At 70.3% G+C, this 25,305-nt stretch carries 26 protein-coding genes and 1 pseudogene; 3 read left to right on the top strand and 24 right to left on the bottom strand.

Translation table 11 applies throughout. The features are described from left to right. Positions 1–459 precede the first annotated feature (459 nt). A complete protein-coding gene (locus tag ACFWH5_RS15420; RefSeq protein ID WP_378836292.1) occupies positions 460–1,806 on the top strand; it encodes a CoA transferase in 1,347 nt (448 codons plus the stop codon). A gap of 7 nt (positions 1,807–1,813) precedes the next feature. Here ACFWH5_RS15420 and ACFWH5_RS15415 read toward each other — a convergent pair whose 3' ends face one another. From ACFWH5_RS15415 to ACFWH5_RS15395, 5 genes are read right to left on the bottom strand one after another with little or no spacing between them, the layout of a single operon-like run. Continuing rightward, positions 1,814–2,506: a haloacid dehalogenase type II gene (locus tag ACFWH5_RS15415; RefSeq protein WP_378836290.1), complete on the bottom strand. Its 693-nt coding sequence runs from the start codon at positions 2,504–2,506 to the stop codon at positions 1,814–1,816. A 20-nt stretch (positions 2,507–2,526) separates the two neighbouring features. Then, entirely contained in the window at positions 2,527–3,351 is an 825-nt protein-coding gene (locus ACFWH5_RS15410; RefSeq protein ID WP_378836287.1) for a DUF4184 family protein, read from the bottom strand. A gap of 28 nt (positions 3,352–3,379) precedes the next feature. Continuing rightward, on the bottom strand, positions 3,380–4,684 hold the full coding sequence (gene tyrS / locus ACFWH5_RS15405) for a tyrosine--tRNA ligase (protein ID WP_378836285.1): 1,305 nt from the start codon (positions 4,682–4,684) through the stop codon (positions 3,380–3,382). 28 nt (positions 4,685–4,712) lie between these two features. Beyond that, positions 4,713–5,465, bottom strand: a complete 753-nt coding sequence (locus ACFWH5_RS15400; protein WP_378836282.1) for a hypothetical protein — start codon at positions 5,463–5,465, stop codon at positions 4,713–4,715. Continuing rightward, a complete protein-coding gene (locus tag ACFWH5_RS15395) occupies positions 5,462–6,106 on the bottom strand; it encodes a SatD family protein (RefSeq protein WP_378836280.1) in 645 nt (214 codons plus the stop codon). The genes ACFWH5_RS15400 and ACFWH5_RS15395 overlap by 4 nt, the downstream gene beginning before the upstream one ends. Positions 6,107–6,185: 79 nt before the next feature. Here ACFWH5_RS15395 and ACFWH5_RS15390 point away from each other — a divergent pair. After that, positions 6,186–6,350: pseudogene (locus tag ACFWH5_RS15390) on the top strand (DUF1349 domain-containing protein); the annotation flags it as partial. A 95-nt stretch (positions 6,351–6,445) separates the two neighbouring features. Here ACFWH5_RS15390 and argH read toward each other — a convergent pair. The 18 genes from argH to infC form a co-directional block, all read right to left on the bottom strand. Beyond that, positions 6,446–7,876, bottom strand: coding sequence for an argininosuccinate lyase (gene argH, locus ACFWH5_RS15385; protein WP_378836277.1), 1,431 nt, complete (start codon positions 7,874–7,876; stop codon positions 6,446–6,448). Beyond that, on the bottom strand, positions 7,873–8,811 hold the full coding sequence (gene argF / locus ACFWH5_RS15380) for an ornithine carbamoyltransferase (RefSeq protein WP_378836275.1): 939 nt from the start codon (positions 8,809–8,811) through the stop codon (positions 7,873–7,875). Before argF ends, argH begins: the two co-directional genes overlap by 4 nt. After that, entirely contained in the window at positions 8,808–10,013 is a 1,206-nt protein-coding gene (locus ACFWH5_RS15375) for an acetylornithine transaminase (RefSeq protein ID WP_378836272.1), read from the bottom strand. The genes argF and ACFWH5_RS15375 overlap by 4 nt, the downstream gene beginning before the upstream one ends. Next, entirely contained in the window at positions 10,010–10,909 is a 900-nt protein-coding gene (argB, locus tag ACFWH5_RS15370) for an acetylglutamate kinase (RefSeq protein ID WP_378836270.1), read from the bottom strand. The genes ACFWH5_RS15375 and argB overlap by 4 nt, the downstream gene beginning before the upstream one ends. After that, entirely contained in the window at positions 10,906–12,063 is a 1,158-nt protein-coding gene (gene argJ / locus ACFWH5_RS15365) for a bifunctional glutamate N-acetyltransferase/amino-acid acetyltransferase ArgJ (RefSeq protein ID WP_378836268.1), read from the bottom strand. The genes argB and argJ overlap by 4 nt, the downstream gene beginning before the upstream one ends. Beyond that, positions 12,060–13,112, bottom strand: coding sequence for an N-acetyl-gamma-glutamyl-phosphate reductase (gene argC, locus ACFWH5_RS15360; protein ID WP_378836266.1), 1,053 nt, complete (start codon positions 13,110–13,112; stop codon positions 12,060–12,062). Before argC ends, argJ begins: the two co-directional genes overlap by 4 nt. Before the next feature lie 270 nt (positions 13,113–13,382). Continuing rightward, positions 13,383–14,348 (bottom strand): NAD-dependent epimerase/dehydratase family protein, encoded by a 966-nt coding sequence (locus ACFWH5_RS15355; protein ID WP_378836263.1) that lies wholly within the window; start codon positions 14,346–14,348, stop codon positions 13,383–13,385. A gap of 64 nt (positions 14,349–14,412) precedes the next feature. Further along, positions 14,413–14,850 carry a cupin domain-containing protein gene (locus tag ACFWH5_RS15350; RefSeq protein WP_378836261.1) on the bottom strand — a complete coding sequence of 146 codons (438 nt, stop codon included), beginning with the start codon at positions 14,848–14,850 and terminating at the stop codon, positions 14,413–14,415. A gap of 26 nt (positions 14,851–14,876) precedes the next feature. Further along, positions 14,877–17,381: a phenylalanine--tRNA ligase subunit beta gene (pheT, locus tag ACFWH5_RS15345; protein ID WP_378836258.1), complete on the bottom strand. Its 2,505-nt coding sequence runs from the start codon at positions 17,379–17,381 to the stop codon at positions 14,877–14,879. Next, entirely contained in the window at positions 17,381–18,421 is a 1,041-nt protein-coding gene (gene pheS / locus ACFWH5_RS15340; RefSeq protein WP_378836256.1) for a phenylalanine--tRNA ligase subunit alpha, read from the bottom strand. The genes pheT and pheS overlap by 1 nt, the downstream gene beginning before the upstream one ends. Before the next feature lie 50 nt (positions 18,422–18,471). Continuing rightward, positions 18,472–19,407 (bottom strand): amino acid ABC transporter permease, encoded by a 936-nt coding sequence (locus ACFWH5_RS15335; RefSeq protein ID WP_378836253.1) that lies wholly within the window; start codon positions 19,405–19,407, stop codon positions 18,472–18,474. Then, on the bottom strand, positions 19,404–20,060 hold the full coding sequence (locus ACFWH5_RS15330) for an amino acid ABC transporter permease (RefSeq protein ID WP_378836251.1): 657 nt from the start codon (positions 20,058–20,060) through the stop codon (positions 19,404–19,406). The genes ACFWH5_RS15335 and ACFWH5_RS15330 overlap by 4 nt, the downstream gene beginning before the upstream one ends. A 63-nt stretch (positions 20,061–20,123) precedes the next feature. After that, the gene (locus tag ACFWH5_RS15325) at positions 20,124–21,041 is read right to left on the bottom strand and encodes a glutamate ABC transporter substrate-binding protein (protein ID WP_378836248.1); all 918 of its coding nucleotides are present in this window, start codon (positions 21,039–21,041) and stop codon (positions 20,124–20,126) included. A 47-nt stretch (positions 21,042–21,088) separates the two neighbouring features. Further along, on the bottom strand, positions 21,089–21,838 hold the full coding sequence (locus ACFWH5_RS15320; RefSeq protein ID WP_378836246.1) for an amino acid ABC transporter ATP-binding protein: 750 nt from the start codon (positions 21,836–21,838) through the stop codon (positions 21,089–21,091). A gap of 73 nt (positions 21,839–21,911) precedes the next feature. After that, positions 21,912–22,718 carry a TrmH family RNA methyltransferase gene (locus ACFWH5_RS15315; protein WP_378836243.1) on the bottom strand — a complete coding sequence of 269 codons (807 nt, stop codon included), beginning with the start codon at positions 22,716–22,718 and terminating at the stop codon, positions 21,912–21,914. A 77-nt stretch (positions 22,719–22,795) separates the two neighbouring features. Next, positions 22,796–23,182: a 50S ribosomal protein L20 gene (gene rplT / locus ACFWH5_RS15310; protein ID WP_309129103.1), complete on the bottom strand. Its 387-nt coding sequence runs from the start codon at positions 23,180–23,182 to the stop codon at positions 22,796–22,798. A gap of 31 nt (positions 23,183–23,213) precedes the next feature. Continuing rightward, positions 23,214–23,408, bottom strand: coding sequence for a 50S ribosomal protein L35 (gene rpmI, locus ACFWH5_RS15305; protein ID WP_309129102.1), 195 nt, complete (start codon positions 23,406–23,408; stop codon positions 23,214–23,216). Between the two features lie 72 nt (positions 23,409–23,480). After that, complete coding sequence (infC, locus tag ACFWH5_RS15300; protein ID WP_378836307.1) at positions 23,481–24,149, bottom strand: translation initiation factor IF-3; 669 nt, start codon at positions 24,147–24,149, stop codon at positions 23,481–23,483. Between the two features lie 207 nt (positions 24,150–24,356). Here infC and ACFWH5_RS15295 point away from each other — a divergent pair, with 207 nt between their 5' ends. Then, complete coding sequence (locus ACFWH5_RS15295) at positions 24,357–24,743, top strand: DUF1844 domain-containing protein (protein ID WP_378836305.1); 387 nt, start codon at positions 24,357–24,359, stop codon at positions 24,741–24,743. 151 nt (positions 24,744–24,894) lie between these two features. Here the strand turns inward: ACFWH5_RS15295 and ACFWH5_RS15290 are convergent, their stop codons facing one another. Beyond that, positions 24,895–25,293, bottom strand: coding sequence for a hypothetical protein (locus ACFWH5_RS15290; protein WP_378836241.1), 399 nt, complete (start codon positions 25,291–25,293; stop codon positions 24,895–24,897). Positions 25,294–25,305 lie beyond the last annotated feature (12 nt).

The following is a 25,305-nucleotide window of genomic DNA, read 5'->3' as shown; positions in this document are numbered from 1 at the left end:
CCGATCCAAAGACCGGACGAGGATAATTTGGCATTTGACAAGTGCACGCTGTTGAGTTCTCAAGGATCGGACGCACCCACACACCCACCAACCAAAGCAGGACGCGCAGGGCAACTTCACAATCTTATCCGTCTCGCCCTGGCTGTCAAATCGACTGGCCGTGAGGATCCGAGCGGATGAGCGCCCCTGTCGGGGCAACTTGTCCATCGTACCCGTCTCGGCCGGCTTGTCAAATCAACGATCCCGGCGGGACGACCACGCTCTTCCGGCTCGAGAGCCGGCCACTCGCGAGGAGTGGAGGAGGTGGGTGGTTCGCTGCTTGGAGGGGAGCCAGGCCTTCCGGCCTTCCGCTCAACCGCTTGGGGCGAACAGGTAATAACTTACGTGGATCCCGGGGACCCGGCAAATCCTCGCCTCCGGCCGGGCGTGTCGCGCCGTGACGACGCGTAGGGTCGAGCCATGGTGCCTGGGGCTGACGCACGACGAGAGCTGCGCGATTCCGCGGTCTTCGCCCGCCTGCTGCGGGAGCTCGAGCTCGACGGAGGACGGTTCACCGCCGTCCGCGCACCCGGCGCATCCGTCCCGCTGCCGTCCGCGCTCCCCGTGGGCGAGTTCGCCTGGCTCAGCGTGCTGGCCACCGGTGCCGCTCTCTCCCCCGCAGACGTGCGGGCGCCGGATCCCGCCGGGGTCGCCGCCGCCTACCGCAGTGACCGTCATCTGCTCATCGACGGAACCGCCCCCGACGTGTGGTCCCCTCTGTCACGTTTCTGGCCGGCATCCGATGGCTGGGTGCGCACGCACGGCAACTACCCGCACCATGCCGCCGCCCTCCGCGCCGGTCTCGGCCTCGATCATGCGGCGGACGCCGAGGCGGTCGCCGCCCGGCTGCGGGAGCTGCCCGCCGACCGGGCGACGGCCGACATCCGCGACGCCGGCGGCGTCTGCACGACGGTGAAACGCGAACGTCCCGAGAGGGACGAAGACCTGTGCCGGCATCCGCTCGTCGAGATCTCCCGGCTCGACGACGCTCCCCGGCGTCCTCTCCCCGCGGCCAGCGAGGACGCACCCCTCGCCGGCGTGAGGGTGCTCGACCTGACCCGCGTCATCGCGGGGCCCGTCGCGACGCGCACGCTGGCGTTCGCCGGAGCAGACGTCCTGCGCATCGATCCACCCCGGCTCGCCGAACCGATCTGGCAGCATCTCGACACGGGGCACGGCAAGCGATCCGCCCTGCTCGACGTCGCCGAGGAGTCCGAGCGCATCGCGCAGCTGCTGGCCGGCGCCGACGTCGTGGTGCTCGGCTACCGTCCTGCGGCGCTCTCCCGCCTCGGCCTCTCGCCCGCGCGGCTCGCTCACGAGCACCCGCACCTCGTGATCGCGCAGCTGAGCGCATGGCCGGGGCCCGACTCGCCACGCGGGTTCGACAGCATCGTGCAGGCGGATTGCGGCATCTCCTGGATCGAGTCCGCGGACGGTCGCGCCCCTGGCGCGCTTCCCGCCCAGGCGCTCGACCACACGGCGGGCTATCTGCTGGCTGCGGGGATCGCCACCGCGCTGCGACAGCGCGCGGAGGCCGGCGGCGCTCGACGAGTGCGGCTCTCGTTGCGGCGGGTCGCCGCTGAGCTGCTGCGGATGCCGAGACACGCTTCCTCACCGCAGTCGCGATCGGACGGCGAGATCCGCACCCAGGCGTTCGACGTCGCCGGTCGGCGGGTCATCACGGTCGCTCCCGCCGTGCGCTGGGCAGGCTCGCCGATGACGTTCACCGCGCCTCGCCCGTGGGGTCAGGACGCCGCCGAGTGGTGAACGCCGCTCAGCGCTCCCCCAGCACGTCGGCCAGCTCCGCCAGGGTGCGAAAGGCGCCGTCGAACCGGTCGTCGGCGCGCGGCGGATCACCGCCCGGCCGCGCGACGTAGGCCGTGCGCATGCCGACGGCCTGCGCGCCGCGCAGGTCCCACGCGTGCGCCGCCACCATCAGCACCCTCTGCGGAGGAACCCCCGTGGCATCCGAGACCAGCGCGTACACCGAGGGCGCGGGCTTGTAGGCCGATGCCGCGGAGGCGGAGAACGCACCGTGCCATCGGAAGCCGGCGCGATCCGCCAGCCCGTCCAGCGTCGCCGTCGTCGCGTTCGACAGACCGTAGACCGGAACGCGCCGTTCGAGCAGGTCGATCCCCTGGGCGGAATCCGGCCACGGCTGAAGCAGCCGGTCCGGCCGGGCCAGCGTCGCGACCACGGCCGGGTCGGTGACGCCGAGGGTGGGTGCGATGTGCGCGGCGGTCTCGGCCGCCAGCGCGTCGGCGTCCGCATGGTCGCGCTCGCCACGGTCGATCCGCTCCTGCTCGGTGCCGACACGGCGCTCCCATGCCGCGCGGGCGATCTCGATCGCGGCCGCGTCGAGATCGGGAGCGGCGGATGCGATGGCGGCGCGCAGCGCCCCCGGTTCGTCGACCAGTGTGCCGAGCACGTCGATGGCGATGACGTCGACAGGTGGCAGGAGCGGCATCCGTTTCCTCTCGTCGGGGTTCATTCCCGGTCAACGCGCGGCGGCACCTGCTCTTCCCGGCGGGACCGGAGCGACCGGGTCACCGTGATGGCGACGCACAGCGCCACGGTGAGGGCACCCCAGAGTCCGGATGCCGCGGGGAGCGTGCGATAGGCCAGATGCTGCACCGTGAAGGCCGAGGTGAGCGGGCCGTACACCGCCAGGCCGAGGGCCAGCGCCCCGGCGAGCATCACCGGAAGGGTCAGCATCCACACCCGGCGCACTCCCGCCGGCACTCGCCGCGGCAGCGTGCTCACCGGCCGGCGACGCAGCCAGACGAGCGCGAAGACGGCGATCACCAGCAGGCCGATGACGCTCGAGCCGTGCTGCAGCCACTTGTAGCCCGGGAGCGGACCCCACACCTGCTGCAGGGCGGGAACCGCCTCGACGCCCCAGCGCCCCTCGTGCGTGAACAGGTCCCAGCCGATGTGCGAGAGCACCCCGAGCACCAGCGAGAGCACCAGCAGCAGCGGGTACCCGAAGCGCTCGCGCGGCGCGACGAGGTCGACGGCGGCGCGCCGGCCCGAGAGGCGCCAGTCGTCGGGCAGACGCGCGGCGATCACGTCGGGGGCCAGTTCGGTCAGCCCCGGGCGAAGGACGACGCGCCACATCAGCAGCAGCACGAAGGCGATCAGCGTCGTCCAGACGACGTTGCTCGTGTCGTGGGTGAAACCGTACGGCAGCCCCACGCCGCGCAGGAACAGCGGCAGATCCGGCGTCATCGCGCCGACGGCGATCGCTGCGGGCACCAGCGGCGTCCGCGCGAACGCGAGTGCGACGACGGCGTGGCTGGGAGTGAACGGCATCGCGGGTCCTGTCGGCGAGACGGTGTGGCTAGCCCGCGAGGAACACGCCCGCGAGGGTCTTCTTACCGCGACGCAGCACCGAGACGCCGCCCGGCAGCGTGCCCTGCACCGTGGCCGTGTCGTCGGTCACGCGTACGCCGTCGAGGCTCACACCGCCCTGCGCGATGGCACGGCGCGCCTCGGAGACGCTCGACACCAGGCCGGTCGCGACGAGCGCATCCGTCACGGCGACGCCTGCGGGGAGCGTCGCATTCGGAAGCTCCTCGAGAGCGGAGCGCAGTGTCGCCGCGTCCAGCGTCGACAGGTCGCCCTGCCCGAAGAGCGCCTCGGATGCCGCGATCACCGCCGCCGTCGCCTCCGCGCCGTGCACGATGGCGACCACCTCGAGCGCGAGACGCTTCTGCGCGGCGCGGCGGAACGGTTCGCTCTCGACCAGCGCCGCGTACTCCTCGATCTCGGCGCGGGTGAGGAAGGTGAAGACCTTGAGGCGCTCGATGACATCGGCGTCCGCGGTACTCAGCCAGAACTGGTAGAACGCGTACGGACTGGTCATGTCCGCATCGATCCAGATCGCGTTGCCCTCGCTCTTGCCGAACTTCGTGCCGTCGCTGTTGGTGATCAGCGGCGTGCCGATCGCGTGGGCGGAGACGCCCTCGACGCGATGGATGAGATCGGTGCCGCTGGTCAGGTTACCCCACTGGTCGCTGCCGCCGGTCTGCAGCACGCAGTCGTACTGGCGGTACAGCTCGAGGAAGTCCAGACCCTGCAGGATCTGGTAGCTGAACTCCGTGTAACTGATGCCGGCATCCGAATTCAGGCGCGCGCTGACGGCATCCTTCTTCAGCATCGTGCCGACGCGGTAGTGCTTGCCGATCTCGCGCAGGAAGTCGATGGCGCTCAGCGGCGCCGTCCAGTCGAGGTTGTTCACCATGCGCGCGGCGTTGTCGCCCTCGAAGCTCAGGTAGCGCTCGACCTGGGAGCGCAGTCGTCCGACCCACTCGGCGACGGTCTCACGGGTGTTCAGCGTGCGCTCCGCCGTCGGGCGGGGGTCGCCGATCAGGCCGGTCGATCCGCCGACCAGCCCGAGAGGCTTGTGCCCGGCGAGCTGAAGCCGGCGAAGCAGCAGGAGCTGCACGAGGTGTCCGAGGTGCAGGCTCGGGGCGGTCGGGTCGAAGCCGCAGTAGTACGTGATCGGGCCGCCGGCGAGAAGGGCGCGCAGCGCCTCCTGATCGGTGGACACGTGGACGAGGCCGCGCCAGACGATCTCGTCCCACACGTTCTCGAACGTGCGGTCGATCGTCTGAGGAGCAGGCGTCACAGCGGGATTCGGCACGCGTTCCAGGCTATCAGCGGGCACCCGCTCAGCTGTGCACGCCCCACCACACCAGGAAGGCCGCGCCCAGCGCGATCACCCAGCTGACCAGGCTGCCGACCAGGAAGTACTCGGCCCGCGCGCCCGTCTCGCCGTCCTTGGAGATCTCCGGGAAGCGCACGATGCCCTTCGCGGCCAGAGTCGCCGCCAGCAGCGGATAGGCCGCCGTCAGGGTGAGCATGAACACGATGACGCGCTCGAGCGGACCGATCAGGCGGCCGCCCTTGAAACCGCCGCGTGGTCGCTCACCCCCCGCTGCGGTGTCGTCGCGGCGGACCGCCGCGTGCGGCACCTCCACATCGTCGGGCGACCAGCTGTGCTCGCTGGTCAGGGCGGCGCGCACCACGAGGTTGCCCGACTCGAGCAGGAAGACGACGACGCCCGCGACGAGCAGCGCGAGATCGAAGGAGATCGGCCCGAACGGAGAGTCCAGCTGCCAGCTCCGGCCGATGATGCCGGCGTCGCGCCGCTCGCCCAGCCACACCACCGCGAGCGAGCACACCAGAGCCAGCACGACGGCGGGCCAGAACCCAAAGCGCGGATCGCGCTCGGCGGGCATCGCCCAGATCCATGCGGCGCCGGCGGCGATGGCCGCGAGCATCGGCAGCACCGCCGCCGAGACGCTGCCGAGCACGAGCAGCACGATGAGCGTCGCGAGGTAGCCGATCCACCTTCGCGGCACGAACTGACGGACGAGGTCGACCGCCCCGACGGACAACAGCAGGAATCCCGCGAGGATCATGCGCGCTCTCCCCTCAGCTGCGCGAGCCCTTCGATGAGGGCGGCCGCGCCCGCGCTGCGCAGCGACTTCGACACGCTGGGCTGCGTGACTCCCTCGTCACGGGCCAAGGCGGCCTGGGAGGATCCGGTCAGGCGGCCGTAGGTCAGTCGTCGTTCTCGCTCGCTCATCTCCCCGACCAGTTCGTCCCGCGCGAGCAGGTATGCGTTGGATGCCGCGATCTCGCCTGCCATGACCTCATCCTGCCCCGGGGCACCGACGATCCAGGTGCGCATGCGCGGCATGGCGCGCAGCGAACGGGTGTGGACGGTCTCGATGGCGTCGCGCGCCGCGTACCATCCTGGTCCGTCGGAGAGCGTGCCGTGCACGGAGGCGATCGGGCGGACGTCTCCCACCCCGAGCCCGAATCGGAACGAGATGCCGTCGGGCAGGGCGAGCTGCAGCATCAGCAGCGACGCCAGCGCATCGCCGAGACGGTCGTAGACGCCCTGCTGCTCGTCGCCTACGGTGGGCGTCAGGCGCTGCGTCGCGAGAGGCAGGTCGCCCTCGACGCGCGCGATGGTCTCGTCGAGGATCCGCTGAGCGGACGCACGGTCGTCGAGTCGGCGGGAGCCGATGATGTCGGCGATCACAGCGATGACCATGCGATAACCATAACACGAATAATCCGCAGATATGCACTATGCGGCAATGAAGACGGAATATGCCTGATATCAGCATCCCCTGGGGCGCGGGCGTCTGGACGCATCCCCCGCGCGATGGGAGGGCCAGTTCGACCAGGCGGGGTTGTTCGTCCGCGCCGATCCCGAGCACTGGGTGAAGGCCGGTGTCGAGCACGCGGACCCGCACTTGGGGCTGGGTGCCGTCGTGACCGCCGTGCGCAGCGATCGGGCCTGGTCGTGCGGTTCACGCGGTGGACGCGCAGCGCCGCCGACGACGCCCTGCACTGACCCGCCGCCGGAGCGCCGCGCGGCGGGCGCGGGTCAGAGCCCGAGTGTGTGCGCCGCCGACTGGGCGCGCGCGACGAGTTCGGCGCGCTGCTCCGCCACGCGCTGCGGAGCGGTCCCGCCGGCGCCGGAGCGCGACGCGACCGATCCCTCGATCGACAGCACCTCGCGCACCTCGGGGGTCAGGTGCGCCGACACCGCGGCGAGCACCTCGTCCGACGCATCCTCCAGGCCGATACCGTGCTCCTCGCAGGCGCGCACCAGGGCACCCGAGATCTCATGCGCGTCGCGGAAGGGCACCCGGCGCTTGACCAGCCACTCCGCGACGTCGGTCGCCAGCGAGAACCCCTGCGGGGCCAGCGCGGCCATCCGCTCCGTGTCGAAGCGCAGCGTCGCGATCATCCCGGCGAACGCGGGGAGCACGACCTCGAGCGTCTGCACCGAGTCGAAGACCGGCTCCTTGTCCTCCTGCAGGTCGCGGTTGTACGCCAGCGGGAGGCCCTTCAAGGTCGCGAGAAGCCCCGACAGGTTTCCGATCAGGCGCCCCGACTTGCCGCGCGCGAGTTCGGCGATGTCGGGGTTCTTCTTCTGCGGCATGATGCTGGACCCCGTCGAGTAGGCGTCGTCGAGAGTGACGAAACCGAACTCGCGCGTGTTCCAGAGGATGACCTCCTCGCTCAGACGCGACAGGTCGATGCCCGTCATCGCGGCGATGAACGCGAACTCGGCCACCACATCGCGCGCGGACGTGCCGTCGAGCGAGTTCTCGGCGGGCCGGTCGAGCCCGAGCTCGCGAGCGACCAGCGCGGGGTCGAGTCCCAGGGTCGAGCCGGCCAGCGCTCCCCCGCCGTACGGCGAGACGCCGGCGCGGCGGCGCCAGTCCACCAGCCGCTCCAGCTCCCGCACCAGCGGCCAGGCGTGCGCCTGCAGGTGGTGGGCGAGCAGCACCGGCTGGGCGTGCTGCAGATGCGTGCGCCCCGGCAGGATCGCATCCGGATGCGCCTCGGCCTGCGCCACCAGGGCGTCGATCACCCGCAGCAGGTCGCGGGCGATCACGCGGGAGTGGTCGATGAGATACATCCGCACCAGCGTCGCGATCTGATCGTTGCGGCTGCGGCCCGCCCGCAGGCGTCCGCCGATCTCGGCACCGACCTCGGCGATCAGCGCCTTCTCCAGCGCGCCGTGCACGTCCTCATCGCCGGCATCCGGCAGCAGGGTGCCGTCGGCGATCCGGGCGGCGAGCGCATCGAGACCCGCGTGCATCACGCGCGCCTCGTCGGCTTCGAGGTAACCGGCCGCCTCCAGTGCGCGCGCGTGCGCGTGCGAGCCGGCGATGTCGTACGGGGCCAGGATCCAGTCGAAGTGCGTCGACCGGCTCAGCTCGGCGAGCTCGGGCGACGGCCCGCCGGCGAACCGGGCGCCCCAGAGCGCGCCGTCGTTCGTGGATCCGCCCGCGGCGCCGCTCATCGGGCGACCTCCTCGTTCTTGCCGAGCAGCCACACCAGCAGCGCCTTCTGCGCATGAAGGCGGTTCTCCGCCTCGTCCCAGACGACGCTCTGCGGGCCGTCGATCACCTCGGAGTCGACCTCGTAGCCGCGGTCGGCGGGCAGGCAGTGGATGAAGATCGCCTCAGGATCGGCGAGCGCCATGGTCTCGGTGGTCACCTTGTACCCGCCGAGGTCGCGCAGCCGCGAGATCTTCTCCTCCTCCTTGCCCATCGACACCCAGGTGTCGGTGACGATGACGTCTGCTCCGGCCGCCGCCTCGCGCTGGTCGGTGAGCAGGGTGATCGAGCCGCCGGTCTCGGCGGCTCGGCGCTCGGCGTCCGCCACGACGTCGGGGCGGGGCGCGTACGCGGTCGGCGACGCGATGCGCACGTGCATGCCCGCCGTCACCCCGGCGAGCACGTAGGAGTGCGCCATGTTGCTGCGTCCGTCACCGTAGAAGGTGAGCGTGAGGCCCTTCAGGTCGCCCTTGTGCTCGCGGATGGTCAGCAGGTCGGCGAGCAGCTGGCACGGGTGGAAGTCGTCGGACAGCGCGTTGACGACGGGGACGCGCGTGCCCCGCGCCATCTCCTCGAGGCCCGACTGCGCGTAGGTGCGCCAGACGATCGCGGCGACCTGGCGCTCCAGGACGCGCGCGGTGTCGGACGGCGTCTCCTTGCCGCCGAGCTGGCTGCTCGCCGTGGAGATGATCAGCGGCGAGCCGCCGAGGTCGGCGATGCCGACCGCGAACGACACGCGGGTCCGCGTGGAGGACTTGTCGAAGATGACGGCGACGGTCTGCGGTCCCGCGAGCGCCTTGTTCGCCCAGCGGTCCTTCTTCAGCTCGATCGCGAGGTCGAGGATCTCGGCCTGCTCGGCAGCGGTCAGGTCGTCGTCGCGAAGCAGGTGGCGGGTCATGCGGGGATCTCCGAAGCGGTGGGGGCGGACGGGGCGACGGCCGTGAGGGCCGCCTCGAACAGGGTGAGGAACTCGGCCACCTCGGCGTCGCCGATGGTGTATGCCGGAGCGATGCGGATGACGTCGTCGGTGGGGGCGTTGACGATGAGCCCGCGCTCGTGGGCCGCGGCGCGCACCTCGGCGGCCAGGGGTGCGGTGAGACGGATGCCGATGAGCAGCCCCGCACCGCGGGTGCCCGCCACGAGCGGCAGCTCCGCCACGGCGTCGCGCAGCGCCGCGCCGCGGACCTTCACGTTCTCGAGCAGGTGGGCGTTCTCGATGTGTCCGAGCACCGCGTTGGCGACGGCACTCGCGAGCGGGTTGCCGCCGAACGTGGAATTGTGCGTACCGGGGTAGAACAGCTCGCTGGCGGCGCCGAAGGTGATCAGCGCGCCGAGCGGGAAGCCTGCTCCGATGCTCTTCGCCAGCGTCACGGCATCCGGGACGATGCCCGCGCCCTGGAACGCGAACCACTCGCCGGTGCGGCCGGATCCGGTCTGCACCTCGTCGAGGATCAGCAGCGCGTCGTGGGCCGTGGCCAGCTCCCGCGCCCTCGCGAGGAAGCCCTCGGGCAGCTCCACCACCCCGGCCTCGCCTTGGATGGGCTCGACGATCATCGCGGCGACGGTGTCGTCGAAGGCCGCCTCCAGGCTCTCGAGCGACTGCTCGACGGTGCGGATGCCGGGCAGCGCCGGCTGGAAGGGGTCACGGTAGGCGGGCTTCGGGGTGAGCGAGAGGGTGCCCATGGTGCGACCGTGGAAGGCGCCCTCGACGACCAGGATCGTGGTGCGCCCCGACCTGTTCCCATGCAGCCGGGCGAGCTTGATCGCCATCTCGTTGGCCTCGGCGCCGGAGTTCGTCAGGAACACGCGCCCCTGCTCTCCGGTGCCGGCGAGGCGCTTGAGGCGCCCGGCCAGTTCGAGCTGCCCGGGGCTCGCGAAGTAGTTCGAGACGTGCGCCAGCGTCGCGGCCTGGGTCGAGACGGCATCCACGAACACCGGATGGGCATGACCGAGGCAGTTCACCGCGATGCCGCCGAGGAAGTCGAGATAGCGCGTGCCGTCGGCATCCCACACGTGAGATCCCTCACCGCGGGTGAGCAGCGCCAGCCGCCCGCCGAGGCTCATCAGGTCGCGCGCGGCGTCGTCCTGCCAGTTCGTCATCCTGCGACCACTTCCGTTCCGATTCCCTTGCTGGTGAACAGCTCGACGAGCACCGAGTGCGGCACACGACCGTCGATGATCGCGGCCGCATCCACACCGCCCTCGACGGCATCGAGGCAGGCGCGCATCTTCGGGATCATGCCCGACTCCAGCCGGGGAAGCATCTCGGTGAGCGCGCTCGAGGTGAGGTGCGAGACGAGCGAGTCGCGGTTGGGCCAATCGGCGTACAGGCCCGGCACGTCGGTGAGGATCACCAGCTTGCGGGCGTTCAGCGCGACGGCCAGGGCGGATGCGGCGGCATCCGCGTTCACGTTCAGCGACTGCCCGGGGTGGTCGAGATCGGGCGCGATCGACGACACGACCGGGATGCGTCCCGCGGCGAGGTGGTCGAGCACGGGCGTCGGGTCCACCTGGACGACATCGCCCACGCGCCCCAGGTCGACCTCTTCGCCGTCGATGACGACGCCACGCCGGCGGCCGCCGAACAGCCCGGCGTCCTCGCCGCTCAGACCCGTCGCGATCGGGCCGTGCGAGTTGATCTTGGCGACCAGCTGCGGGTTGACCTGCCCGGTGAGCACCATACGCACCACGCTGATCGCCTCGGTGTTGGTGACCCGGTAGCCGCCCTTGAACTCGCTCGGGATGGCGAGGCGGTCCAGCATGTTCGAGATCTGCGGGCCGCCGCCGTGCACGACGACCGGCTGCACGCCGACGTAGCGCAGATAGGCGATGTCCTGTGCGAAGGCGTCCTGCAGCTCCTCGGACACCATGGCATTGCCGCCGTACTTGACCACCACGATCTGGTCGCGGAACCGCTTCAGCCAGGGCAGCGACTCGATGAGCGTGGCGGCCTTGACGGCGGCTTCCTCCGGTGCGGTGTCTTGCAGATCGGTCATGAGGAGTAGGCGCTGTTCTCGTGCACGTAGTCGTGGGTCAGGTCGTTGGTGAGGATCGTGGCGCCGGCCTCACCCACCTTCAGATCGATCACGAGGTGCATGGCGCGAGGGGTGAGATCCACGTCCTCGCGCGGCCGGTCGGGCCCGCCGCCGGTGCACACCCGCACGTCGTTCATCCACACGTCCACGTCGTACGGATCGAACTGCGCCGAGGTCGTGCCGATGGCGGCGAGCACACGCCCCCAGTTCGGGTCGTTGCCGAAGATCGCGGCCTTGAACAGGTTGTTGCGCGCCACGGACCGGCCGACCTCGACGGCCTCGTCCTCCGAGGCGGCGTTCCTGACCTCGATGGTGATGTCGTGACTGGCGCCCTCGGCGTCCCGCTGCAGCTTGCCGGCCAAGTCCTGGCACAGCTCGGTGAGGGCCGCGATGAATTCGTCGAGCTCGGGCTTCACACCACTCGCGCCGTTGGCGAGCAGTGTCACCTGGTCGTTGGTCGACATGCATCCGTCGGAGTCGAGCCGGTCGAAGCTCACGTTCGTGGCCCTGCGCAGCGCCGCGTCCGCTTCGACGGCCTCGAGGTCGGCGTCGGTGGTGATCACGACGAGCATCGTCGCGAGCCCCGGCGCGAGCATCCCCGCACCCTTGGCCATGCCGCCGATCGTCCATCCGTCGCGGCTGATCACCGCCGTCTTCGCGACCGTGTCGGTGGTCATGATCGCCTCGGCGGCGCGCTGCCCGCCGTCGGCGTCGAGTTCGGCGATGCCCCGTTCGACGCCCTCGAGCACCCGGGCGCGGAACGCCTCGTCACCGGTGCCGATGAGACCGGTGGAGCACACCAGCACGTCGCCGGCGCTCACGTCGAGCAGCTCAGCGGCCTTCTCGGCGGTGAGGTGGCTGGTCTGGAAGCCGAAGGCTCCGGTGAAGCAGTTCGCGCCCCCGGAGTTCAGCACGATCGCCTCGACGACGCGGTCGGCGATCGCCTGCTGCGACCACAGGATCGGGTTCGCCTTGGCGCGGTTGGTGGTGAACACGGCAGCGCCCACCTTGCGGGGTCCGCGGTTGACGACGACGGCGACGTCGGGGTTGCCGGTCGACTTGAGCCCGGCGGCGACGCCGGCGGCTTCGAATCCCTGAGGCGCGGTGACGGTCACGGGGCCACTCCGTTCACGGTGAGGGCGCGGTCCTCGGGAAGGCCGAGCGCGATGTTCATGGACTGCACGGCGGCGCCGGCGGTGCCCTTGGTGAGGTTGTCGACCGCGGTGACCACGGTGACGCGGTTCGCCGCCCGGTCGACGGCGAGACCCATCAGGGCGGTGTTGGCGCCGAGCACGTCCGCGGTGCGCGGGAAGCGTCCCTGGGGCAGCAGCTGCACGAAGGTCTCGTCGCCGTAGGCGCGCTGCCAGGCGCCGCGGATCTGCTCGTCGGTGGCCCCCTCCGCGATCGGTGCCGTGGCGGTGGCGAGGATGCCCCGAGACATCGGCACGATCACCGGAGTGAAGGAGATGCGGATGCCCTCGGGGTCCGCACCGGATGCCGCGGCGAGCGCCTGGCGGATCTCCGGGATGTGCCGATGGGTGCCGCCGATCGCATACGGGTTGGCCGTCCCCAGGATCTCGCTGCCGAGGAGGTGCGGCTTGAGGCTCTTGCCCGCGCCGGACGGACCGACGGCGAGGACGCTGACGATGTCGGACGGATCGATGACACCGGCCGCCACCCCGGGGGCGAGGCTGAGGCTCACCGTGGAGGCGTTGCATCCGGGAGCGGCGATGCGGGTGGCGTCGCGCAGACGCTCGCGCTGCTTGGCGCCTTCGACGATCAGCTCGGGGACGCCGTACGCCCACGGCTCATGGAAGGCGCCGCCGTAGAAGGCGTCCCACGCGCTCTGCGAGGTGAGCCGGTGATCGGCGCCGGCGTCGATGACGAGCGGCGCCTCGCCCAGCGCGTCGGTGTATTGACCGGACTGCCCGTGCGGCAGGGCCAGGAAGACGACGTCGTGCCCGGCGAGGATCTCGGGGGTGGTGTCCTGCAACGTCAGGTGCGCCAGCGAGCGCAGGTGCGGCTGGTGGTCGACGAGCGGCTGGCCGGCGTTCGAGTGCGCCGTGACGGTGCGGATCTCGACGTCGGGATGGGCCGCGAGAAGCCGCAGGATCTCGCCTCCCGCGTAGCCGGATGCGCCGGAGACGGCGACGGAATACGTCATGCTTCTACCTTAACGGTCGGGGTTCGCCCGATGACGGGCCTGGCCGGGGCGGCGACACCGGCACGTGTACCCGCCGAGACACGACAGGAGTGCGGGGTCGCCTAGACTCGGCGGCCGCCGCGGCGTCGGCGCACGGGAGCGACGCTCGGAGCGAGCGTCAGCGAAAGCGGTGCGGCCGAAGGCATGACGCGACAGTAGCGCCGACGGCGGAGCATCCGCAAATCGGCGGCGTCACACGAGCTGCGCCTCTGCGCCGCGAGAAGGCGTCGGTCAGCGCAGCTGGTCGAGCAGCTCGGCCTCCTCGGCCCGGGACAGGCCGGACCGCCGTTCGCGATCGAGACCGCGCGCGCGTTCGTCGGCGAGCACACGGCGGATCGTCTCGTCGAGCGGCGAGACGGGCCCTCCTGCTGCACGGTAAGCGGTGTTGTCGCGCGTCATGAACCCCGGCATGTCCGCGGGCAGCCACAGCGGCAGGGAGCGCTCCCCCATCCAGTACTGCACCCCGTGCTCCTCCAGCCAGTCGTCCGGGGCCTCGGTCACGTCGCCGTCATGACCCGCGGCCGCACGGATGCGGGCGAGCACATCGCCGAGGGGGTGGATGTCGCCGATGGCGTTCACGACGCCGTGCCGCAGCTGCGCGGTGAGGAAGGCGGCGAGGTCGTCGACGTCGATGACCTGGGCAGAGCGTCCCTCGGTCGAGGGTGCGAGCACCGGGCCGGAACCCGCACGATCGAAGGCAGCCGGCCAGTATCCGAAGCGATCGCTCGGGTCACCCGGTCCGACGATCAGGCCGGGGCGCACGATGAAGGCGCGGTCGCCGAGCGCGCCGACGGCCTGTTCCGCGGCCACCTTCTCGCGTCCGTAGTCGTACTCGTCGCCGTCGTCCGCCGGTGCGTGGATCGGGCCCGACTCGTCCAGGCCGCGGGCGAGGTCGTCGGAGTACACCGACATCGACGACACGTACGTCCAGTGACCGGCCCGATCGCCGAGCGCGGCCACCGCGTCGCGCACATGCCGCGCACGGGAGGAGATGTCGACGACCTCGTCCCACTGCTGCTCGGCCAGCAGACCGTACACCTCGGCGTCATCGCGGTCGCCGCGCACGAGCACGGTGCCGTCCGGTGCCGCCCGCTCCCCGCGGGCGAGGCAGGTCACCTCGGCGCCGGCATCCCTCCAGCGGGTCGCGATCCGACCGGAGAGCCATCCGGTTCCACCCAGAACGAGCACCTTCGTCATGTGCCCATCCCACCAGCATCCGGTCGCGGAGGGAAGCCGTTCTGCTGTCGGCGGCGGGCAGGGCTCAGGCGTCGGCCCAGGGCGTCGGGCGCTCCGGATCGCGCCGGCTGTCGTCCGGCAGGTGCGGCAGCTGCTCCCCGCCGGCGCGGATGCACAGCCAGCGCAGCTCGCCGGGGCTGTCGGGGCGCGCGCGCCAGGTGCGCCAGACGCCCTGACCGACGCGGACGACGGTGCCCGCCTCGACGTCGACCATGTCGTCGTCCAGCGCCAGCTGCCCTCGCCCCTCGAGGAAGACGTAGAGCTCCTCGATCTTGTCGTGCGTGTGCCAGTAGCCGGCCTGCTCCCCCGGCTGGAGCGCGTTGGCCGTCATGCCGATGTACTGCATGGTCAGCTCGTGGTCGACGACTCTGCGCCCGTCCCTCGAACGAGAGGGAGCGAAGCCGCCGAAGTGGTCGCGCCATGCGTCGAGTCCGCCGATCTCGGTCACTTGGTAGTCGCTCATCGTTCCTCCTCGTCGCGCTTCGCTGCTCAGTCGCGGATGCTCGCGCCGAACCGCTCGGTCGCCACGGCGACGCCCGCGATCTTGGCCTCCGTCGCCTCGGCCGCGGTGAGCGTGCGATCCGCAGCGCGGAAGCGCAGCGCGAAGGTGAGGCTCTTCTGCCCCTCGCCGAGGCCTTCGCCACGATAGTCGTCGACCAGGCGCACCGACTCCAGCAGGTCGCCCGCACCGGCGGCGACCGCGTCGCGCACGTCTGCGGCCGGGACCTCCACGCCCACGACGAGTGACACGTCCTGCGTGGCGGCGGGGAACGTCGACAGCGACTCGGCCACGACGCGCTCACCCGCCAGCGTGAGAAGACGATCGAGATCCAGCTCCGCCACGACGGCACGGCCGGGCAGATCCGCATCCGCGGAGACCTGCGGGTGCAGCTCGCCCACGTAGCCGATCTCCTCGCCGAGCGCACGCAGCACTCCGCCACGCCCCGGGTGCAGCGCCGCGCGCTGCGTCTGCGCCACGTCGATCTCGGCACCGGCGGCGGCGCCGATCACCCGGATCGCATCGAGGGCGTCGGCGAGACCTGCCGGCTCCGCCGTGCGACCGGGCTGGCGCGGGGTGATGTTCCCGGTGAGCAGCACGGCGACGTGCCGCGGCTGCGCCGGGATCGACGCGTTCAGCGCGGCGAGCGTCTCGTCGGACGGTCGCTCGCCGGACGGCGGGATGAAGTCGGTGCCGTACTCGACCCCCGCCTGCGGCGCGAAGACGACGCCCGTCTCGAAGATCGCGAGGTCGGTCAGCCCCCGCGCGATGTTGCGGTGCGCGGTCTGCAGCAGACCAGGGATCAGTGAGCGGCGCAGGTACCCGGCCTGACCGTCGAGCGGATTCGCCAGGCGGATGCTCGGCAGGTGCTCGCCGGATGCGGAGCCGTGCAGGTCGTTCTGCTCTTCGCTGGTGAACGGGAACGCCGGCGTCTCGACGAGGCCGGCGGCCGCGAGCGCGTCGGCGACGCGTTTACGGCCCTGCTGAAGCGGCGTGTAGCCGCGGCCGGACGGCGGCACGGGCAGCTCGGACGGGATGCGGTCGAGACCGTGGATGCGGGCGACCTCCTCGACCAGCGTCCACTTGTCGGTCAGGTCGGGGCGCCAGCTCGGCGGGATGACCTGCCACCCGGCATCCGTCGGCGTGACCTCTGCGCCGATCGTCTCGAGCGCACCGACGACCTCGCCGTCGGTGTAGTCCACACCGACGAAACCCTGCACGAAGCCGGCGGGAAGCGCGATGCCCTCGATGAGGACCTCGGCGAACAGCGCGCCGCCCTCGTCGGTCAGCTCGCCCCCGGCGAGCTCGACCATGAGGTCGGCCACGCGCCGGGCGGCCGCGAAGGGGATGAGCGGATCGACACCGCGCTCGAAGCGCTTGGACGCCTCGCTGGGCAGCTTGTGGCGGCGGGCGGTGCGGGCGATCGAGACCTGGTCGAAGATCGCGGCTTCGATGAGCACGTTGCGGGTGCTGGCCGACATCTCCGTGGTGCCGCCACCCATCACGCCGGCGAGGCCGATCGGCCCGGAGTCGTCGGTGATGAGCAGGTCATCGACGTGCAGCGCGCGCTCCTGCCCGTCGAGCGTGGTCATCCGCTCGCCCGCCGTCGCACGCCGCACCGTGATGCCGCCCTGCAGCCGGTCGAGGTCGTAGCCGTGGATCGGGTTGCCGAGTTCGAGCATCACGTAGTTGGTGATGTCGATGAGCACGCCGAGTGAGCGCATGCCGGCGAGGGCGAGACGCGCGATCATCCACGGCGGGGTCGGCCGCGAGGGGTCGACGCCGCGCACCACTCGGGCGACGAACTCGCTGGCGCCGACACGGCCGCGGATCGGGTTCGCGTCGTCGATCGCGATCGGGAAGCCGGAACCGGGCTGCAGCTCGGCGAAGTCGCGCTCGGCCGGGTCGCGGAAGGACGCGCCCGTGGCGTGCGAGTACTCCCGCGCCACGCCGCGCAGCGAGAACGCGTACCCCCGGTCGGGGGTGACGTTGATCTCCACCGCCACGTCGTCGAGATGCAGCAGCGCGATCGCGTCCGCGCCGACGGGCGCGTCGACGCCGATCTCGGAGAGGACCAGGATGCCGTCGTGCTCATCGCCGAGGCCGAGCTCGCGCGCCGAGGCGATCATGCCGTCGGAGACGTGGCCGTAGGTCTTGCGGGCTGCGATCGGGAACGGACCGGGCAGCACCGAGCCGGGCAGCGTCGCGACGATCTTGTCGCCGACCGCGAAGTTGCTCGCGCCGCAGACGATGCCGCGCACGCCGCCGTTCGCCTCTCCGACGTCGACCTGGCACCAGCGGATGGTCTTGCCGTTCTTCTGCGGCTCCTCCTCGAAGGACAGCACCTGTCCGACGACGACCGGGCCAGAGATCTCGAAGCGGTGGATGTCCTCCTCTTCGAAGCCGACCGTCACCAGGGACGCCAGCACGTCCTCCGGCGTGGCATCCGCCGCCACATCGACGTACTCGCGCAGCCAGGAAAGCGGAACGCGCATCACACCACCATCCCGAACTGCTCACTGAAGCGCACATCGCCCTCGGCCATGTCGCGCATGTCCTTCACATCACTGCGGAACATCAGAGTCCGCTCGATACCCATCCCGAACGCGAATCCGCTGTACTCCTCCGGATCGATCCCGGCGGCGCGCAGCACGTTGGGGTTCACCATCCCGCATCCGCCCCATTCGATCCAGCGCGCGCCGCCCTTGAACGTGGGGTGCCACAGGTCGAGCTCGGCCGAGGGCTCGGTGAACGGGAAGTAGTTCGTGCGCAGCCGCGTCTTGGCCTCCGGCCCGAACATCTGGCGCGCGAAGTGGTCGAGGGTGCCCTTCAGATGGGCCATGGTGATGCCCTTGTCGATGACGAGACCCTCGAACTGGCTGAACACCGGCAGGTGCGTCGCGTCGAACTCGTCGGTCCGGTAGGTGCGCCCTGGGCACAGCACGTAGATCGGCACCTCGCGGTCGAGCATGGAGCGCACCTGCACCGGGCTGGTGTGCGTGCGCATCACCAGATGGCGCGACGCGGGGTCGACGTAGAACGTGTCCTGCTCCTGACGAGCGGGGTGGTCCTCGTCGAAGTTCAGCGCATCGAAGTTGAACCACTCGTGCTCGAGCTCGGGGCCCTCCGCGATCTCCCAGCCCATGCCGACGAAGATGTCGCACACCTGCTCCTGCAGCAGGGTGAGCGGATGCCGGGCGCCGACGCGCGAACGCGAGGCGACGGCGGTGATGTCCACCCGCTCCGCCTCGAGGCGCGCGGCCGTCTCGGCAGCGGCGAGCTCGTCCTCCTTGGCGGCGAGTGCCTGGGTGACCCGGCCCCGGCCCTGCCCGATGAGCTTGCCGAACGTGGCCTTGTGCTCGGGGGCGACCTGGCGCATCGACGCGTTCAGCGCGGCCAGGGGCGAGCCCTCGGCGACGTGCGCGGCGCGTGCCGCCTTCAGCTCGGCGGTGTCGGCCGCGGATTCGATCGCGGCGAGCGCTGCAGCGACCGCGGATTCCACCGCCTCGGGCGTGATATCGGGAGCACTAGACACAAGAGGTGAGTCTACCGGCGGGCGAGGACCGCCTCAGGCCACGTCACCGCTCAGAGCGGTCCGGCGCCGGTGTTCGTGCCGTCGAACTTGCCGGCGCCCCGCTGCGCGGCGATCACCTCGGTGACGGTCGAGCCGTCATGCACGCGCGGGTCTCCCCCGCCGGCGTCGGGCGTGTAGCCCTTCAGCTTGGGCGAGCGCCTCGTGCGGATCTCGAGCCACTTCGCGATCCCAGACAGGATCAGGCACATGATGATGTAGATGCCGCCGATGATCAGCGCGGCCTGCAGGATCGGTCGTCCCTGCTGCGAGCTGAGCAGCTTGGCGTAGTACAGCAGCTCCTGGTAGGTGATGATGAACCCGAGCGCGGTGTCCTTCATCGCCACGACCAGCTGCGCGACGATCACGGGCAGCATCGCCCGCACCGCCTGCGGCAGCAGGATCAGCGTCATCACGCCGCTCTTGCGCAGGCCGATCGCGTACCCGGCTTCCCCCTGGCCGCGGGGCAGGGACTCCACGCCCGCGCGCAGCGCTTCCGCCAGGACCGAGCCGTTGTACACCATGAGCGCGAGCACGACGGCCCAGTACGGATCCGTCTTCACACCGAGGGTGGGCAGGCCGTAGTACAGGATCATCATCATGACGAGCACGGGCACCGCGCGGAACGCCTCGGTGATCACCGTCACGGGCACCCGCACCCAGGCGTGGTCGGAGAGCCGCCCGATCGCGAGCAGGAAGCCGAGCGCGAGGCTCAGGATGGCGGCGAGCGCGAAGGCGCGCAGCGTGTTCAGCAGCATCTGGCCGATCGACGACCACACGGCGGTGTAGGTGAAGACGTTCCACTTCGCCGCGCTGAACTGATTGGTCAGCGACAGACGCCAGACCAGGAAGGCGATGACCGCGACGACCACGGCGACCGTCACGATCGTGAGGATCATGTTGCGACGACGGGCGCGGGGGCCGGGAACGTCGAACAGAACCGAGCTCATCGTGCGATCCTCCACCGGTTCTCGAGAGTTCGCTGCAGCCAGGTCAACAGCAGCACCAGCGCCACGAAGATGACGGCGACCCAGAGCAGGACCTCCATCGGGCTGCCGGGGCGGGTGTGCGAGTTGGAGATCGTCGACTGCAGCTGGGGCAGCACGGCGATGGAGAAGCCGGCGGCGACCGTGGTGTTCTTCAGCAGGGCGATGAACACGCTCATCATCGGGGGCACGACCGATCGGAACGCCTGCGGCAGCACGACCTGCGTCATGACCTGCCCGAACGGCAGTCCGATCGCACGGGCCGCCTCGGCCTGGCCGACGGGCACGGTGTTGATGCCGGCGCGCAGCGTCTCCGCCACGTAGGTCGCCGTGTACACGCCGATCGCCAGGATGCCGAGCACCGTGTTCGACAGCGTGGGCAGCGCCAGCGCGCTGTACCCGAAGACGAAGAAGAAGAAGACGAGGGTGAGCGGGGTGTTGCGCACGAGCGTGACGTACGCCGTGCCGACGGCGCGCGCGATCGGCACCGGTGAGACCCGCATGGCGCCGACGATCGTTCCCAGCACCAACGCGATGATGCCGCCGAAGAAGAACACCAGCAGGGTGTACGTGATGCCCTCGCGCCACAGGTCGAGGTTGCCGAAGATGGCGTCCACGCGCCCTCCCTCTCTGAGATGACGGTGGGGAGCACGCCGGTGCGTGCTCCCCACCGGTCAGGATTACTCGGCCGGGTCGACGGCCGGCTGCTCGACCTCGATGCCCGACTGACCGAGCGTCGCGTCGAAGATCGCCTGCCAGGTGTCGCCGCCCTCGGTGAACAGGGTGTTGATGTGCTCCAGCAGGGCGGTGTCGCCCTTCGGGATGCCGACGCCGTAGCGCTCCTCGGTGAACAGGCCGTCGAGCACCTTCAGCTCGTCGGGGTTCTGCGCCGCGTAGCCGATGAGGATCGCGGCATCCGTGGTGACCGCGTCGACCTTGCCCGCGAGGAGGTCCTCGACGCACTGGGAGTAGATGTCGTACTCCTGCGTCTTGATCTCGGGGTAGTTCTCCTTGATGTTCGAGATCGGCGTGGAGCCCGTCGCCGAGCAGACCGTCATGCCGTTGAAGTCGGTGACGTCGTTGACCTCGGTCATCTCGCTGTCGGCGCTGACGAGGAAGCCCTGGCCAGTGACGAAGTAGGGCCCGGCGAAGTCGATCTGCTCCTTGCGAGAGTCGGTGATCGAGTAGGTGCCCACGTAGTAGTCGATGTCGCCGTTCACGAGCGCCTGCTCGCGGTTCGCCGACGCGATCGGCTCATAGGTGATGTCGCTCTCCTCGAAGCCGAGCGAGGCGGCGATCCAGCGGGCGATCTCGATGTCGAACCCGCTGCGCTCACCGGTCGTGACGTCGAGGTAGCCGAGGTTGGGCTGGTCCTCCTTGACACCGATGATCGGGCCGCCGCGCTCGACCATGGCGTCATAGGTGGGGCTGCCTTCGAGCGTGACGTCCTCGGCCACCTCGTACATCGGCGTGTCACCGCCGTCGCCGTCGCCGCCGCCACCGCCCGGGTTGGACGGGCTGCCGCTGTTGCAGGCGGTCAGGGCGAGCAGTGCGGTGGCGGCGATGCCGACCGCCGCCAGAGTCTTGGTGCGTCGCATGTGCGTCTCCTTCGTGTGCTGTGTTCGCTGGATCTGCGGAGGGAAGGTCAGTGGGTGAGCAGCTTGGACAGGAAGTCCTTGGCGCGGTCGCTCTTCGGGTTCGTGAAGAACTCCTCGGGCGTCGCCTCCTCGACGATCTGACCGTCGGCCATGAAGACGACGCGGTTCGCCGCCTTGCGGGCGAAGCCCATCTCATGGGTGACGACAATCATGGTCATGCCGTCCTTGGCGAGCCCGATCATCACGTCGAGCACCTCGTTGATCATCTCGGGGTCGAGCGCACTGGTCGGCTCGTCGAACAGCATCACCTTGGGGTGCATGGCCAGGGCGCGGGCGATCGCGACACGCTGCTGCTGACCGCCGGACAGCTGCGCGGGCAGCTTCGACGCCTGCTGCGCGACGCCGACGCGCTCCAGAAGCGCCATGGCCTCCTTCTCGGCATCGGCCTTCTTCACGCCGCGCACCTTGATCGGCCCCAGGGTGACGTTCTCGAGGATCGTCAGGTGGGCGAAGAGGTTGAACGACTGGAAGACCATCCCCACCTCGGCGCGCAGATTCGCGAGGCCCTTGCCCTCCGCGGGAAGCGGGTTGCCGTCGATGCTGATCGTGCCGCTCGTGATGGTCTCGAGCCGGTTGATGGTGCGGCACAGAGTCGACTTCCCCGAACCCGACGGCCCGATGACGACGACGACCTCGCCCTTGTCCACCGTGAGGTCGATGTCCTTCAGAGCCTGAAAATCTCCGTAGTGCTTCTGCACGTTCTCGACCACCACGAGGGCGTCTCTGCTCTCTGCCATGAGAACAGACTAGGAGGATCCGGCCGGGGCCGCCGAAGCGCCGTGCACGTGGTTACCGATTCGTGACCGCGCTTCAGCCGCGCGCGCGCTGGGCGAACGCGCTCTCGTAGAGGCACACGCTGGCCGCGGTGGCCAGATTCAGGGACTCGGCGCGGCCGAAGATGGGCAGTCGCAGCGGGCGGTCGGCCAGTCCGAGCGCGTCCTCGTCCAGCCCGCGGGCTTCGTTGCCGAACAGCCAGGCGGTCGGCTGCTCCAGCACCCCGTCGGCGCGGGCGGCGAGCAGGTCGTCGCCCTTCACGTCGGCGGCGAGCACCTGGAGGCCGGCGCCGTGGGCTCGCCGGATGACGTCGTCGAGCTCTCCGCCGACCGAGATCGGCAGGTGGAACAGCGATCCGGTGGTCGAGCGCACGACCTTCGGGTTGTAGGGGTCGACCGTGCGGCCGGTGAGCACCACGGCATCCGCACCCGCCGCATCGGCCGCGCGGATGATGGTGCCCAGGTTGCCGGGATCGCGCACCTCTTCGCAGATCGCGACGAGCCGCGGGGATGCCGCGAAGATGTCGCGCACCGACGTCGGCGTCTGCCTGGCGACGGCGATGACGCCCTGCGGCGTCACCGTGTCGGCCATCGCGGAGAGCACATCCTCGGTGACGTACTCGACCTCGACCTCGGCATCCGCCGCCAGTGCACGCACGTCGGCGTGCTTCTCCCACCCGGTCGGCGTCGCGAAGAGGTCGACGATGGCTTCGGGAAGGTAGGTGAGCGCCTCGCGCACGGCCTGGGGCCCCTCAAGCAGGAAGAGCCCGGTCTCGGTGCGGGCACTGCGCTTGGTCAGTTTGGCGACCGCGCGGACGCGGGGCGAGCGGGGATTCTCGAGCACGACTTCAGCTTAGGCCGTGTCGGGATGCGGAAACGGGCGCCTCCCCGAGGGGAGACGCCCGTTTCTGATCGAATCGATCAGGCAGCCGACTTCGGAGCGTTGACGTCCGAGGGCAGAGCCTTCTTGGCCGTCTCGACCAGCGACGCGAACGCGGCGGCGTCGGTCACGGCGAGCTCGGCGAGCATGCGGCGGTCGACCTGCACGCCGGCGAGGCCGAGGCCCTGCATGAAGCGGTTGTAGGTGATGCCGTTCTGGCGGGCAGCGGCGTTGATGCGCTGGATCCACAGACGACGGAAGTCGCCCTTGCGCTTGCGGCGGTCGCGGTACGCGTAGACGAGCGAGTGGGTGACCTGCTCCTTCGCCTTGCGGTACAGGCGCGAACGCTGACCCCGGTAGCCCGAGGCGCGCTCGAGGATGACGCGACGCTTCTTGTGCGCGTTGACTGCGCGCTTGACTCTAGCCATTTTCGTGTGTTCCTATCCGTGCGATCGGCGCTCAGCGACCGAGAAGCTTCTTCGCGACCTTGGTGTCGTTGGCCGACAGCACCTGGTCCTGGTTGAGGCGGCGGGTGCGGCGGCTCGACTTGTGCTCGAGGTTGTGGCGCATACCGGCCTGCTGCTTCTTCAGCTTTCCGCTTCCGGTGATCTTGAAGCGCTTCTTCGCACCCGAGTGGGTCTTCTGCTTCGGCATTTCTCTTCCTTCGTGTGGCGCCCAGCAGGGCGACGGTGGGTAACCCGCTGGGAGCGGGAGTCTAGGGGCGGATCACTCCGCGGACGAGGCAGGGCCCGTGGTCTTCGCGTCCCGGGCGGCCTGCTTGCTGGCGGCGCGGGCGGCGTTCTGCTCGGCCTTCGCCTCGGACTTGTTCTTGACCGGGGCGATGACCATCACCATGTTGCGACCGTCGATGGTCGGGTTCGACTCCACCGAGCCGAACTCCGCCACATCCTCGGCGAACTTGCGCAGCAGACGCACGCCCTGGTCGGGGCGGGACTGCTCGCGACCCCGGAACAGGATCATCGCCTTGACCTTGTCGCCCGCCTTCAGGAATCCCTCGGCACGCTTGAGCTTGGTCGTGTAGTCGTGCGCCTCGATCTTCAGACGGAACCGGACCTCCTTGAGGACCGTGTTCGCCTGGTTGCGGCGCGCTTCCTTCGCCTTCTGCGCGGCTTCGTACTTGAACTTGCCGTAGTCCATGATCTTGACCACGGGCGGCTTCGAGTTCGGCGCGACCTCGACGAGATCGAGATCTGCTTCCTGGGCGAGGCGCAGCGCCGCCTCGATGCGGACGACGCCGATCTGCTCACCCGCGGGACCGACGAGGCGGACCTCGGGGACGCGGATGCGCTCATTGGTGCGGGGATCGCTGATGCGGAGCTCCTTAGATGTGGGTTCTCGGCCACCGGGACGCGGTCCGCGTCTCGGGCGAAACAGGAGTCACCCCACCCATGCCGGCATCTCAGAAGCCGGCTCCGTGCCCTTTCGCCGGTGCGGACACCGGCCTGCCGGCGCGCGGCCGGCGGAGCACAAGACCCGGTAGCCTGGAACGGCAAGCGCGGGTGGGAATTGAATCCTCTTTCGTATCGGAGCATGACACTCCGAAGCCCGCAGAAGTCTACCAGAAAGCACCATGAAGTGACGATTCCGGAATCGGATGCCGCAGGCGACGAGCGCCACGAGCGCTGGGAGAAGCAGGAGGAGGCGGCCGAAGCCGCCACCAGGGACATCGCGGACGTCGCCGCCGTGGAGGTGATCACCACGACCGCGGTGCACCTGATGAGCGCCGCCGCCGTGAAGGTCGGCCTGGCGGACGACCCGGAGAACCAGCTCGACCTCGACGAGGCGCGCAAGCTGATCAACGCGCTGGCGGGTCTGATCACGGCCGGGGCGCCGGAGATCAGCGACATGCACGCCCGCTCGCTGCGCGACGGGCTGCGTTCCCTGCAGCTCGCGTTCCGCGAGGCATCCGTCATCCCCGACCCGATCGGCAAGGGGCCGGGCGAGAAGTGGACGGGGCCGGTCAACTAGTCCTCTTCCCCGCTTCGGCCGGGAGGTTCCCTTCGCTCGCAGAGCGGGTTCCTTCCCGCTTCGCGGGCCCCTCCCGATGCTCGCTCCGGGAACCTCCCGGCCTCCGCTCCGTGCTGCTTGACCTTTGGGAGGAAGGATCGGCGCTCGCGGGTCAGCGGGCGAGGACGACCGGAGTGGCCGTGCTGGGGCCGCCGCAGGGCCCGGGTGAATGCGTCCAGTCGACCGAGCGCTCGGACTCGTGCAGCAGAGCGCCCGTCGCGTCGTAGACGCGGATCGTGACGGACTCCGGCGCCGTCATCCCGACGCTGAACGCCCCGGCATCAGGACTTGGAACGGAGAGGTCCGTCGGGAGCGTCCGGTGCGCTCCGGGCTGTGGAGAGCAACCGGCTTCCGTGCACAGCTGCACGAACGCGTCCTGACCGAAGGCGGTGGCGTCCACCTCGATGTGGTTGTTCCAACCGATCGCGGGGCAGACTTGCGTGTCCGGCGAGCACGCAGCAGCGAGCAGGCCTGCGAGGGCGAGGCCGACCACCGCGAGCACTCTGCGCATGAGGGCACTCTA

The sequence above is a fragment of the Microbacterium sp. NPDC058345 genome, from assembly GCF_042723855.1.
Lineage (GTDB): Bacteria > Actinomycetota > Actinomycetes > Actinomycetales > Microbacteriaceae > Microbacterium.
This window is presented reverse-complemented; position numbering and strand designations above follow the sequence as displayed.